General features: G+C 40.0%; 10 protein-coding genes and 1 pseudogene. All 11 read right to left on the bottom strand.

Annotated elements, in window-relative coordinates; translation table 11 throughout:
- The coding region (locus ABDV71_RS06180) for an aminotransferase class I/II-fold pyridoxal phosphate-dependent enzyme (RefSeq protein ID WP_343531549.1) at positions 1–1,134 on the bottom strand (1,134 nt) is incomplete at its 3' end.
- Between the two features lie 300 nt (positions 1,135–1,434).
- Positions 1,435–3,117, bottom strand: coding sequence for a cell division protein FtsZ (gene ftsZ / locus ABDV71_RS06175; protein WP_343531548.1), 1,683 nt, complete (start codon positions 3,115–3,117; stop codon positions 1,435–1,437).
- Between the two features lie 129 nt (positions 3,118–3,246).
- Positions 3,247–4,602 (bottom strand): cell division protein FtsA, encoded by a 1,356-nt coding sequence (gene ftsA, locus ABDV71_RS06170; protein ID WP_113661823.1) that lies wholly within the window; start codon positions 4,600–4,602, stop codon positions 3,247–3,249.
- Positions 4,603–4,632: 30 nt separating this feature from the next.
- Positions 4,633–5,760 carry a cell division protein FtsQ gene (locus tag ABDV71_RS06165; RefSeq protein WP_343531546.1) on the bottom strand — a complete coding sequence of 376 codons (1,128 nt, stop codon included), beginning with the start codon at positions 5,758–5,760 and terminating at the stop codon, positions 4,633–4,635.
- Positions 5,753–7,105 carry a UDP-N-acetylmuramate--L-alanine ligase gene (gene murC, locus ABDV71_RS06160; RefSeq protein ID WP_343531545.1) on the bottom strand — a complete coding sequence of 451 codons (1,353 nt, stop codon included), beginning with the start codon at positions 7,103–7,105 and terminating at the stop codon, positions 5,753–5,755. Before murC ends, ABDV71_RS06165 begins: the two co-directional genes overlap by 8 nt.
- Before the next feature lie 73 nt (positions 7,106–7,178).
- Entirely contained in the window at positions 7,179–8,282 is a 1,104-nt protein-coding gene (gene murG / locus ABDV71_RS06155; RefSeq protein ID WP_343531543.1) for an undecaprenyldiphospho-muramoylpentapeptide beta-N-acetylglucosaminyltransferase, read from the bottom strand.
- A gap of 93 nt (positions 8,283–8,375) precedes the next feature.
- Positions 8,376–8,696: pseudogene (locus tag ABDV71_RS06150) on the bottom strand (four helix bundle protein); the annotation flags it as partial.
- 100 nt (positions 8,697–8,796) lie between these two features.
- Positions 8,797–9,978, bottom strand: coding sequence for an FtsW/RodA/SpoVE family cell cycle protein (locus ABDV71_RS06145; protein WP_343531542.1), 1,182 nt, complete (start codon positions 9,976–9,978; stop codon positions 8,797–8,799).
- Between the two features lie 189 nt (positions 9,979–10,167).
- Positions 10,168–11,559 (bottom strand): UDP-N-acetylmuramoyl-L-alanine--D-glutamate ligase, encoded by a 1,392-nt coding sequence (murD, locus tag ABDV71_RS06140; protein WP_343531540.1) that lies wholly within the window; start codon positions 11,557–11,559, stop codon positions 10,168–10,170.
- Positions 11,560–11,673: 114 nt separating this feature from the next.
- Positions 11,674–12,936 carry a phospho-N-acetylmuramoyl-pentapeptide-transferase gene (mraY, locus tag ABDV71_RS06135; RefSeq protein ID WP_343531539.1) on the bottom strand — a complete coding sequence of 421 codons (1,263 nt, stop codon included), beginning with the start codon at positions 12,934–12,936 and terminating at the stop codon, positions 11,674–11,676.
- Complete coding sequence (locus ABDV71_RS06130; RefSeq protein WP_343531538.1) at positions 12,936–14,393, bottom strand: UDP-N-acetylmuramoyl-L-alanyl-D-glutamate--2,6-diaminopimelate ligase; 1,458 nt, start codon at positions 14,391–14,393, stop codon at positions 12,936–12,938. The genes mraY and ABDV71_RS06130 overlap by 1 nt, the downstream gene beginning before the upstream one ends.
- Positions 14,394–14,401 lie beyond the last annotated feature (8 nt).

The raw sequence follows: 14,401 nt of genomic DNA, 5'->3' as shown, positions 1-14,401 counted from the left end.
TGTTGGAATAAGCCTTAGCTCGATCATTCCTTTTGGAATAACAGGATATACCACAATAGAGCAGAAAATACCATAGTTTTCACGTAAGTCGTGAGTAAGGGCTGTAGCTTCTAGCAATTCTCCTTTCAAGAAAACCGGTGTTACTACGGTATTGGTTACTCCGATATCAAAACCACGCTCGCGTAGGCCGTTTTGCAAAGTAGTAGCAATGGTCCATAATTTCTCTCTTAGCTCTGGATTGTTTTTAAGCAACTCTAAGCGTTTCATTAAACCAATTACCATAGGCATAGGCAATGCCTTCGCAAAGGTCTGAGAACGCATGTTATATCTAAAATAATCCGTTAATTGCTTAGTTGAGGCAACGAATGCACCAATACCGGCCATTGATTTCGCGAAAGTAGCGAAGTAAACATCAACGCCTTCGATAGCATCTTGTGCTTCGTGAGTTCCTGCACCTGTTGGACCCATAGTACCAAAACCATGTGCATCATCGATAAGTAAACGGAAATTGAATTCTTTCTTCAATTCAATTAGCTCCTTCAATTTACCTTGCGCACCTGACATCCCGAAAACACCTTCGGTAATTAACAGGATACCACCACCAGTTTGCTCAACCAATTTAGTAGCTCTTTGTAATTGCTTGCGTGCGTCTTCTACGTTGTTATGCTTGTAAACAAAACGCTTGCCCATATGCAAACGTAATCCGTCTAAAATACAAGCGTGCGACTCTCCATCATAAACCACTACATCGTTACGGTCCAGCAAAGCATCAATAATTGACACCATACCCTGATAACCGAAGTTCAACAAAAAGGCATCATCTTTACCTACAAATGAGGCTAGATCCTGTTCTAATTGCTCATGATATTTAGAGTTACCTGACATCATACGTGCGCCCATAGGATAGGCCATACCGAATTCGGCAGCACCTTGCTCATCAGCTTTCCTCACTTCTGGATGGTTGGCCAACCCTAAATAGTTGTTTAAGCTCCAAACCAAATGCTCCTTGCCTCTAAATTTCATGTGAGGCGCAATCTCTCCCTCAAGTTTTGGAAAAGAAAAATACCCATGTGACCAGCTTTGGTGTTGACCAATAGGCCCCATGCGTTTTGCTACTTTATCAAAAATATCCAATGTTAAATGTTTATGTAAGATCTTATTGTACTGTGTTAATAGTGGCGCAAATTTAAGTTTTAAATCACGATTTGACAACCCTTTTAATCAATCGTTTAAATGCTATTCATCATTCAAACCACAGTGGATAGACTTTTTAGCTTCAAACAAACGAATTCCCCAAGATTAGCTTCGTTGATTTTCAAAAATCTCGACTTCGTTATCCTCCACTCGAAATGACGAATTAGCGGCCCATTTTTTCAAATAAAAAAGCCTTAACAATATAAATTGCTAAGGCTTTTTATGATTTAACCGTTATCATTAATCCACATTATCGTGTAAAAATGAGTTATTAGGTCTAATTCCTGTTTCACCATCCTCATCATTGGTCAAAGTAAATCTAGATACTTGCGATTCTGATGAGTGCTGGATTTGTTGCAATTGCATTTGCTTACGTTGATAAGCAGGTACATTTTCCAACTCTTGTAGGCCGTTAGTTGTTCTTAACTTCATGCTAAGATCTTTCAACCTCAAAATTCTCTCTTTTGATTTCCTCAATTGCTCCTCAATCGATTCATCTGTTTTATCTTGGTCAGCGTTGTATTCTTCTACTGGCGCTGCAGCTATCGGTTGTTGCTCTTCTACTACTTCTTCTGGAATAGAAGCAATAGGGGTTTCAAAAACAAATTCAGTTTCGGCAACCTTTATTTCGAACTCAAAACCAGGCTCCTCTGTATTTGCAGGTTCCTCCGCACTTACTTGCTCTTCCACTAATTTATGGAAAACAAAACCGGGCTCTTCTGTTACTGGTGCAGGGCTAGGTGCCGCTGCTACTGGAGCTGGTTTAGCGATATTGAATAAATCGCCAAATAAGTCTGGCTGTTTCGATTCCTCTGGTTGAACTTTCAATACAGGCTCATTGCTTACTGGTGCCTCTTTAGGCGTGATGAACGAGTTTACTGGCTCTACTGGTCGTACCAACGGTGCTTCCTCTGGCGTTAACAAAGAAATTTTCTTAACGTTTTGTTTGTCTTTCTCTCTTTGTTCAGTAGTTTGGAAACCAGTAGCAATAATGGTTACCGATATCTTGTCTCCCAAGTTCTCGTCGATACAGTTACCCCAAATTAAGTCGGCACTTAAACCTGCTTTATCTTGGATATAGTCTGTAATGATAGAAACCTCATCCATCGTTACCTCTTTCACACCAGAACTGATGTTTAAAAGGATGTATCTAGCACCTTCGATTTCGTTATCTTTTAATAATGGAGAAGCCAAAGCACCTTCTACGGCTGCTAATGCACGGTTATCACCATCGGCAGCATAACTACCCATGATACATACACCGCTTTCTTTCATCACCGTACGCACATCTTTAAAGTCAACGTTGATATAGCCTGGTACTGTAATGATTTCTGCGATACCCTTAGCTGCCGTGGTCAAGATATCATCTGCCTGTGCAAATGCAGAACCTAAGGTTAAGTTTCCGAAAATCTCACGTAGTCTATCGTTAGAAATCACTAAGTAAGAATCTACGTACTTCTTCAATTCTTCCAAACCGTCGTCAGCTTGCATCTTACGTCTTTTTCCCTCGAAAGAGAAAGGCGTAGTAATGATCGCTACGGTTAATATATCAAGCTCCTTCGCTGCTTTAGCAATAATTGGACTAGCACCTGTACCGGTACCACCACCCATACCTGCCGTAATAAAAAGCATTTTGGTAGTTGGGCCCAACATATTTTTGATATCCTCTATATTTTCTATAGCGGAGTTTTTTCCTACTTCTGGAATTGAACCAGCTCCCATTCCCTCGGTTAAGCTAGCACCCAATTGTACTTTGTTAGGAATAGGGCTAAACTCCAATGCCTGCGCATCGGTATTACAAATAATAAAGTCTACACCAGTAATTCCTTGACGGTACATGTGGTTTACCGCGTTACCTCCACCACCTCCAACACCAATAACTTTGATGATTGAAGATTTATCTTTTAACATTTCGAACTTCATATTGTTATGAATCAGTAGTTTAAAAATCTAATTTTTGCTGTTCATTCCTCTTGTAATATTAACACTTTTTTAACAGTCGTTTTCCACAACTGTTAAGAATGTGGAAAATTCCCGGTTTGTGGAAAAATATTACGGCTTGATGTAATCTTCGTCGCTAACATTCATATCATCTCTGATAAATTCTGATGCTTTACCCAGTAATTTATCAAACAATCCACTTCTTTTTGGCTTCTCTTTTACCTCACGTGGTTTCTCTACAAAAACGCCTGGTTGCTTCATTTCTTCTAACAATTCTTCGGCTTTTTGAATTCCTTTGATCAACAAACCTACCGAGGTTGCATACATTGGGCTCTTCAAATCATCGTAGATATTTTTGGGCATCTCTTCATATTTAGACAAGTGCTCGTTTGGATAACCTACACGGCAATCTAAACCTGTCACATACTCCACCATTTGGTTAAGATGCTTCAACAAAGCGCCGCCACCTGTGATTACCACTCCGCCAATCAAACGTTTTTCATAACCAGATGATTTGATTTCGTAATAAACATGTTCTACAATTTCTTCCATACGGGCCTGGATGATGTAGGCAAGGTTTTTAACTGAAATCTCTTTAGGTTCACGACCACGCAATCCTGGCACACAAATGATTTCATTTTCTTTATTTTCTTCGGCCAGGGCTGAACCGAAACGAGTTTTCAATAATTCAGCTTGGTTGCGCATCACCGAACATCCTTCTCTGATATCTTCGGTTACGCTGTTACCTCCAAAAGGAATTACTGCCGTGTGACGAATGATACCTTCGTGGAAAATAGCCACGTCGGTAGTGCCACCACCAATATCAACTAAACAAACGCCTGCTTCTTTCTCCTCCTCGCTCAACACCGATTCAGATGAAGCCAATGGCTCTAAAATGAGCTCTTGGGTTTGTAGTCCTGCATTGGTTACACAACGCATGATATTTTTAACTGCAGTAACCTGACCAGAAATGATGTGGAAGTTAGCTTCTAAACGAACTCCTGCCATTCCTACTGGATCTTTGATTCCAGGTTCATTGTCGATAGTAAATTCCTGCGGCAATACATGGATAATTTCTTCCCCTGGAGGCATCACCAGCTTGAACATATCGTCAATCAATTTATCGATATCCTTCTTGCTGATTTCATTGTTCAGCTCTCTACGGGTTAAAATACCTCGGTGCTGCAAACTCTTGATGTGTTGACCTGCAATACCTACGTTTACCACGCGTATTTCTACGTTTGATTGCGCACTAGCAATTTCCACCGCCGCATTGATACCCTGCACTGTTTTTTGGATGTTGGACACCACTCCACGGGTAACCCCTGCAGATTCGGCCTTGCCAATGCCCAAAACTTCTATTTTACCATGATTAGTTCTGCGGCCCACAATTACGCAGATCTTGGTAGTTCCAATATCTAATCCTACGACGATTGGAGATTGAATGGTAGTTTTCTCTTTGCCCATAACCATTATTTTTATTTGTTGAGTTTGATATTATCGGTTTGTTTTTGTTACCGGCTTTTCTTTGGTAGCTGGTTTTTCTTTATTTACTGTTTGCTTCTGCTCTGCTTTTGCTACTACTGTAGGTTTTTTCTCCTTATCCTTTTCTACACTTTTCGAAGCCTTATTTTTTTCCAAAGTACTTTCTGTCTTCTTAACCTCTGTTTTCGCCGGGACTGGCGCTATTTTCTCCTTTTTTTCTTCTTTCTTCTTTTCCTCCGTACTTATTTGTGTTGCTTTGTTAATCTCGTTCTGTATCGTCGCCTTCACTACGTTATCAATCACTTGTCTTTGTTGAGTGACCGAGTCAGGAATCAATGGTTTCTCTAACTTCTTAATACTTGTTGAGTCTCTCTTTTCGCAAACAATTTGGTTAACGTATTTTAGGTTAATGGTACGGTAAGCATTCCAACCCACTTTTGGCATGGCCTGCTTATAAAAAGCTAGCAAATTAGCCATCTTCACGTCTATGTCTTTCGCATTGCCCAGTATAATCCGTTGATTGCCCACTCTGGGCACCATTTCTATATCGTTTTTCTCATTGATATAAAGTTGTTCTACTTGCGCATCCCAAAGGGTATCTTGTTTGATGAACAAAGCCGCTTTATATAGATCTTTTGCATTGGCCGTCATCAGGGTATCTACCTTTCCATTAAACCCCTCCAAAATATTTCCAGTAGCCACCAACACATTTGCCGTAAAATTTGGAGACACCGGCATTTTCAACCCATCGCTGTCCACATAATAATCTTGTCCGCCTGCATTTAAGATCCGTAGCACAGGCTGACGTTGTCTTACTTCCACATAAACCGTCCCATTCATATCGGCATACACCTTTGCAAAACCGATATATGGATTTGCAGCAATGCTTCTTTCAATATCATGAAGATTGATTCCTTCTAAATTTCGACCAATCAAATCGCCTTGGTTTTGTTTCAGGATGGCATCGATTTCTTCTATCTCTATAAAATTATCCGCTCCGGGAATTAGTATTTCAATTTTAGCACACTTTACCGATTGCTTCTTTACATTGATAAAACTCATTAATACCACCACACCTGCCAAGCAAACCAGCCAGGCAAACCCTTTAAATATCGCTTTCCAGTTTATTCTTTTAAGCATGGGTTAAGGTGTTTTTTAATGGTACAATAATGGTATCTATGTCTCCAGCGCCAACGGTTAAAACCAGCTCTGGGTTTTTATTTTTAATTAGTTCTACAACGTCTTCTTTAGCACAAACTTGCTTATGCTCATTGGTAATTTTATCCAATAGCATTTGTGAAGTCACGCCTTCAATTGGCAATTCCCTAGCTGGATAAATCTCCAACAGAATAACATCGTCAGCGGTAGACAACACCTTTGCAAATTCCTCAGCGAAATCACGGGTACGAGTAAACAAATGCGGCTGAAAAATTACCGTCAGCTTTTTGTGGGGGTGCAATTGTCTCACGGCATCAAAACAAGCCCTAAGTTCTTCTGGGTGATGCGCATAATCATCTATGTAGATATGCTCACTGGTTTTTACAATAGTTTCGAACCTACGTTTCACTCCTTTAAAGCTTGCGATTGCCTTTTTCACACTCTTTGGATGAATACCCAAACTTAAAGCCACTCCTATGGCAGCCGTGGCATTTTCTACGTTGTGCTTCCCAGGCATGGCCAACTTCAGATCTTTAATGGTGGTATAACCATCTTCAAAATCGAAAACAAAACAGCCTTCTTCTACCCTGATATTTTTAGCATTAATTGCCGAATTTCCAGTGGCACTATATGTAATTCCAGCAATAGGTAAACCATCCTTAATGAACAAACGGCCTTCTGGTTTTAGTTGTGAGGCAAAAAGGTTAAACGATTCGTGCAAATGGCTTTCATCCCCGTAAATATCCAAATGGTCGGCATCCATTGATGTGATTACCGCAATGTCTGGATGCAAGGTCAAGAACGAACGATCATATTCATCAGCTTCTACCACCACTACATTGTTTTTACCATAAAGCACATTGCTGTTATAGTTAGTGGTAATGCCACCCAAAAATGCTGTACAACCAAAACCTGTATCAGTTAACAGATGTGCCACCATTGATGAAGTGGTTGTTTTGCCATGAGTACCCGCCACACCAATGCAATACATGCCCTCGCTAATGATTCCCAATACTTGGGAACGTTTTTTAAGATCGAAATCTTTACGCTGAAAAAAGTTAAGGATATGCGAATCTTTAGGAATAGCTGGCGTATATACAATTAAGGTATCGTCGTATTTCTCCCTAAAAGCAACTGGTATCATTTCCTCTTCATCCACAAAAGAAATCAGGATTCCTTCTTGCTCCAGTTGGGCTGTCAAAGCAGTACGAGTTTTGTCATAGCCACAAACTACGCAGCCACGTTTTGCGAAATAGCGGGCAAGCGCACTCATGCCTATGCCTCCTATGCCTACAAAATAAACCCTATTGATGTTTGACAATTCCATATTTTGATTTACGATTTTAGAATGACGATTTACGATTCGCCATCCCAATCCTTACTCTTTGTTCCTTGTTCTTTTATCCAATTAATTTCAACACTTCTTTCGCTATTACTTCATCGGCATTAGCAAAAGCCATTTTTCCTATATTTTCACTCAGCTGCGCTGATTTTTCTTTATCGTTTAACAAGCTTAGTGCTTGCTCCACTAACGTATCTTCGGCCGAAGCATCTGTAATTAAGATGGCGGCATTTTCTTTGACCAAAGCCAAAGCATTTTTAGTTTGGTGGTCTTCTGCCACGTTTGGCGAAGGCACCAAAATCACGGGCTTTTTAATCAGGCATAATTCTGCAATAGTTCCTGCTCCCGCCCTCGAGACAATCACATCAGATGCGGCATAGGCCAAATCCATCTGATTTAAAAATTCCAAAATGCGAACATTAGGATGATAGTCCACCCCCAATCGCTCTACGATTCCTTTGTAATAAAACTTGCCCGTTTGCCAAATGACCTGTACATCTTTTGCAATGATTTCGGCCAAATGCTTCTCAATACTTTTATTTAAAGTTCCGGCTCCTAGGCTACCACCAGTTACCAAAATGGTTTTCTTTAGCGGATCTAGTTTCAATAATTCAGCTCCCGCATAGCGACGACCGTCAACATCCACAATGTTTTTTCTCACGGGATTCCCAGTCTTCAAAATCCTATCTGCCGGAAAGAATGCTTCCATTCCATCAAAAGCCACACAAATTTTTGATGCTTTTTTACCTAGCAACTTATTCGTAATTCCTGCATAAGAATTCTGCTCTTGTATCAAATAAGGTATTTTTTTGAGGGATGCGGCATAAAGCAAAGGCCCAGATGCATAGCCACCAACACCTACTACGGCATCGGGTTTGAAATCGGCAATTAGTTTCATCGCTTTGCGCACACTACCTATAACCTTAAATGGCAGCCCAAGGTTTTTTAAAATTGAACCTCGTTGAATACCACTAATATTTAGTCCCACAATTTTATATCCGGCCGCAGGAACTTTCTCCATTTCCATACGACCTTCTGCACCAACAAACAGGATTTCGCATTGCGGCGAAATTGCTTTTAGCGCATTAGCAATGGCAACGGCGGGGAAAATGTGCCCGCCTGTGCCACCACCAGATATGATAATTTTTGGGAAATTATTCATGTTGTTAATTAATTATTGAGTGAGTGAATTTGAATGAGTGAATATTGACAATGTGTTTAGCCTACTCTATCATTCAACAATTCAGTCATTCTATCATTTTTTATCGCTTACTGTTTTTCTTGCTTTTGCCATTATCGCTAATATTTCGTTTACCTCGCCCAATAGCTTATTTGCACTTTCATTATTTGTTATCTCTGCTTCTATCAAAATCTCTAACCAAAAAGCTGTTTCATCAGCTTCCTCTATCACTATGCTCAACTTTGAAAAGAACTCCGCTTTAGACCTTGCTCTACATGCGGCTCTATAATTTGCGCCTACAGATGAGGAAGATCTCATAAATTGCCTACCTATTATTTTTGCTTCTTCTGTTTTAGGTATCGATTGATAAAACTTGATGGCTTCTAACACAAATGATTTAGTCCTATTTTTTTAGGTTAGTTACAAAATCGACCTTTGTATTAGCTCTATTCTCCATTATTCAATCATTCAAAACCCAATCATTCTATCATTTAAATTAAGCCATCGCAGGAATCTCACCTACAATTACTTTATCTTCTTTTTTTACGCCGCTACTATTTTCTTCTACATCTCTACTTACACTTAGGATAATACCAAACGCAATACTGGTAAATATCATTGAGGTACCACCCATACTCACCAAAGGCAAAGGCACGCCTGTTACAGGCCCCAGGCCTACCGCTACAGCCATATTTGCAAAAGCTTGTATGGTTAAACTAAAGCTCAAGCCCGCGGCCAGTAGTGCTCCAAACGCCTTGGGACTTCGGGTTACAATACGGACGCACCGGTACAATAGCACCAAATAAAGCACAATAATGGCCAAACCGCCTACCGTTCCATATTCCTCAATAATAATGGCAAAAATGAAATCGGAATATGGATGCGGTAAGAAGTTTCGTTCGGTACTGTTACCAGGTCCTTTACCTAGTACTCCGCCAGTGGCCAATGCTATTTTGGCATGGTCAGATTGGTATGTCTTATCAGAGTGCTGCAACTCTGGGTGCAAAAACGAGTTGATACGTGATTTATAAGTTTCTCTACGTGGGCCCAAAAACACCACAAAAAGCAATAACACAAAACCGCCTGCACAAACTGTCAATATTTGTTTAATACTGATACGGCCAATGATCAACAATAATATGCTCACGCCAAACAGCATCAAAGCGGTTGACAAGTTAGCGAGCGCAATTAGAATAAATACCACGCAAACCGACCCCATGATAGGTAGGAATGCTTGTCGAACATCTTTAATATTCTCCTGTTTACGCGTCAACATCCTAGCCAAAAAGGTAATCAAAGCCAGTTTTGCCAAATCGGATGTTTGGAACGTAAGATTGATTACTGGAATTTTTACCCAACGTGATGCCTCATTTAATGATTGCCCAAAAACTAAGGTATATAGCAATAGCGGTAGGGTAACGATCATTAAAATTTTGGAAATACCTGCGTAGTACTTATAGTCAAGCAAATGCGCAATGTAAATCATGGCGATACCTAAAAGCACGAAAATAACATGCTTATATAACAGGTATTTTTCTACCGTAACGCCTTTTTTATAGGCTATAGCTCCGGTAGCGCTATACACCGCCATAATAGAAACCATGGACAACAGGATGATAATGATCCAGATCCAACGGTCGCCTTTGGTACGTTCTAAAAGTGCGTTGATGTTAAACATTTTTATTTCATCTTTGGGTGATTACACTGATTTTATGACACCACCGATTGTTATTCTTGTTTTTTTTACCACCTAAGACACCTTAGGTTATTTAAGTTTTAATCTTTCTATTTTAGTCTTTCTGCTTCGGTCTTTTTATCTCGATAAATAGGGATTTTGCTACACTTAACTTTAAACTTTCTACCTTCTTTATAATTCTTTTACGGCAGCTTTAAATTGGTTGCCACGGTCTTCGTAATTTTTAAATAAATCAAAACTTGCACAAGCTGGCGACAACAATACCGTACTACCCTTTTTAGCCAAATGGTAAGCTACCTGCACTGCCTCTTCTGCCGAGAAAGTATTCACAATTACCTCCACATCATCTTCAAAAGCTTCATGGATACGTTTGTTGTCTTTACCCAAGCAAATAATGGCTTTTACCTTGCTTTTCACCAAATCCTTTAACATGGTATAATCGTTTCCTTTATCTACCCCACCCATAATCAACACCACATCGGTATTTACGCTTTCGAGCGCATACCATGTTGAGTTTACATTGGTTGCCTTGGAATCGTTAATATAGGTCACATCCGATATTTTGGCCACAAACTCCAATCTATGATCAATATTCTTGAAATCACCCATGCTTTCGCGGATAGTTTCGTTACGTAACTCCAATACTTTTGCAACGATACCTGAAGCCATTGAGTTGTAAATGTTGTGCTTACCTTGTAAGGCTAGATCCGAAATTGACATGGTTAGTTTGTTGTTTAATTGTGTGTTGATATAAATTGTACTTTCTTCTAAATAGGCGCCAGGCTCCACTTTTTCAATAATGGAAAAAGGATACTGCTTGGCTTGTATGTTTATGGCTTGCAAAGCCTTCTTTGTTTCTTCATCATCGGCGCAATACACAAAAGCATCTGCAGCGGTTTGATTTTGCACAATTCGCATCTTTGAGGCAGCGTAATTCTCAATTTTGTAGTCGTACCTGTCCAAGTGATCAGGAGTGATATTTAACAAAACGGCGATATCAGCCTTAAACTCGTACATATCATCCAACATAAAGCTGGATATTTCGAGCACGTACCAATCATAATTTTGATCTGCCACTTGGGCAGCGAAACTATGACCAATATTCCCTGCCAAACCTACGTTCAATCCAGCTTTTTTAAGGATATGGTAGGTCAACATACTAGTGGTCGATTTGCCATTTGAACCTGTAATACAGATGGTTTTTGCAGAGGTATATCGTTTTGCAAATTCAATTTCCGAGATTATCGGAACGCCTTTTGCCACCAAAGCTTTCACAACAGGTGCTTTAGGGGGAATACCAGGACTTTTCACCACTTCGACAGCGTTCAAAATCAATGCCTCGGTGTGTTGGTTTTCCTCAAAAGGAATGTTCATTCTCTGTAAATCGGCTTTATAAGTATCGGCTATGCTGCCAAAATCAGACACAAAAACATCGAAACCTTGCTTTTGTGCTAGTTTAGCTGCGCCTACCCCGCTTTCGCCTGCACCCAAAATAACTACACGGGCACCTGCTGTCATCGCTGACTTAGTGTTGCTTGGTGATATGTTATTTATTGAGCCCATCTTTATCTTTTTAGTGATTTCACAGATTTTGTGATTACACCGATCTAACTTTTTTAACCACCTAAGACACCCTAGGTTGTCTTAGCTTTTATTTCCTTATTATTTTAAATTCCTTTATCTTAATTTCAGGGTTACAAAGGCGATAACCGCCAACAAAATTCCAATGATCCAGAAACGAGTCACAATCTTCGCTTCGTGATAGCCTTTCTTTTGGTAGTGGTGATGCAGTGGCGACATCAGGAAAATCCTTCTTCCCTCACCAAAGCGCTTTTTAGTATACTTGAAATAAGTTACCTGCAAGCTTACCGACAACACTTCTACCAAAAACACTCCACATATAATTGGGATCAATAATTCTTTTCTGATCATGATGGCAAAAACAGCGATGATTCCACCAATGGTTAAGCTACCGGTGTCGCCCATGAAAATTTGCGCTGGATAGGAATTGTACCATAGAAAACCGATACAAGCTCCCACAAAAGCACTGGCAAAAATGATCAACTCGCCACTGTTAGGGATATACATGATATTCAGGTAATCGGCAATGACCGTGTTACCGGAAACATAGGCGAATATTCCCAAACTAATACCGATAATAGCCGAAGTACCCGTTGCCAAACCATCAATACCGTCCGTTAAGTTAGCACCATTTGAAACTGCCGTTACAATGATGATCACGAAAGCCAAAAACACGATAAACGCGTATTTCTCATATCCTTCACCTAAAAACTTCACCACCTTTGCGTAATCAAATTCGTTGTTTTTGTAAAAAGGGATATTGGTTTTGGTCGATTTTACATCTTGCGTATAGTAATAAGTTTCTCCTTTTTTACGCAATACCATTGGTGCAGCGCTTTGAACTTTTGTAGTATCTACTTTTGTAGTTTCATCAACGGTTTGACGAACCACAATATTTGGATGGAAATACATGGTGACCCCTACGATAATTGCCAACCCCACCTGTCCCACTACTTTAAAACGTCCCGCTAAACCTTCTTTATTTTTTTTGAAAACCTTGATATAGTCGTCTAAGAAACCAATAGCCCCCATCCATAGGGTGGTCACAATCATTAAAATCACATAGATATTGGTAATGTTTGCGAACAAAATGGTTGGAATTAAAATCCCCATCAAAATCATGATACCGCCCATAGTTGGTGTACCTTGTTTTTGCATTTGGCCTTCTAGCCCCAGGTTACGAACAGTCTCGCCTACTTGTTTCAAACGCAAATAGTCGATAATTCTCCGCCCATACACAGTAGTGATAATCAGCGAAAGGATAATAGATAACGACGACCTGAAGGTAAGATATTGGAACAACCTCAACCCTGGGAAATCGTAGTGTTTATGTAAATATTCGAATAATAAATATAACATTAGCTGATTTGGTTTAGTTGTTCTTTAATCATTTCCTTATCATCAAAATGGTGTCTAACACCATTGATTTCTTGGTATTTTTCATGTCCCTTGCCTGCAATCAGAATAATATCTCCTGGTTGGGCCAAGTGACAGGCGGTTTTAATGGCTTCTTTTCTATCTAGAATACTGATAGCCTTACGTTGATTGGTTGGAGAAACCCCAGCCTCCATATCTTTAATAATGGCTTGCGGGTCTTCGGTTCTTGGGTTATCAGAAGTTAAAATCACTTTATCACTCCAGTCACAAGCGACTTGGGCCATCACCGGACGTTTAGTTTTATCTCGATCTCCGCCGCATCCAATCACTGTAATGACCTGTTCCGTTCCTTTTCTGATATTAGCAATGGTACTCAATACATTTTGCACGGCATCGGGAGTATGCGCATAATCCACAATTCCTACGATACCAGTTTTAGAAACGATATAATCGAAACGACCCTCCGCACCTGAAAGCGCACTCAGAGTAGTCAACACTTTTAATTTGTCCTGCTCTAGTAATACTGCAGTTGCATATGCCGCTAACAGATTATAAGCATTGAAAGAACCCACCATCTTGAAATACACATCGGTTTGGTCTATTTCTAAATGCAGGCCACTAAATTTATTTTCAATCACCTTCGCTTTAAAATCAGCCATCTGCTTTAAAGCATAAGTCTTTTTGTAAGCCTTGGTGTTTTGCAATATCACCATTCCGTTTTTATCATCGGTATTGGTTAAGGCAAAAGCCGACTTTGGCAACATGTCAAAAAATTGCTTCTTCGCTTTTAAGTAATTGTCGAAGGTTTTGTGGAAATCTAAATGGTCATGGGTGATATTCGAGAACACCGCTCCTGCAAAGGTTAAGCCTGAAATACGGTGTTGCGCCACTGCATGAGAACTCACTTCCATAAAGCAATATTCGCAACCCGCATCTACCATATCTCTCAACAGCTGGTTTAACGCTATTGGATTTGGGGTGGTGTGCGTAGCAGGCACTACTTTATCTTTAATCTGATTTTGAACGGTAGAGATTAAACCGGTTCCATAATTGAGACCGCTAAATAATTGATATAACAAGGTAGCGATGGTCGTTTTTCCATTAGTTCCCGTAATACCCACCAATTTTAGCTCTGCAGATGGATTACCATAAAAATTACAAGCAATAATTCCAAGTGCTTCCGAAGAATCGGGAACTTCTACATAGGTAACAGACTCGTTCAATTGATCAGGCAATTCTTCACACACAATCACACTTGCGCCAGCCGCAATGGTTTGTTCAATAAATTGATGACCATCTACCGCTGTACCTCTAATGGCGAAGAACAAGGTTCCAGGATTCACCAAACGAGAATCAAAAGCCAAAGCCACTACCTCTACCTGAGGCACCCCCTTTAAGCTGTTAATCGAAACTCCGTAAAGTAAATCTTGTAAATTCATATTTCTTT

The sequence above is a fragment of the Pedobacter sp. genome (assembly GCF_039594775.1).
GTDB lineage: Bacteria > Bacteroidota > Bacteroidia > Sphingobacteriales > Sphingobacteriaceae > Pedobacter.
Note: the sequence above shows the minus strand (reverse complement) of the source record. Positions and strands in the feature narration are given on the sequence as shown.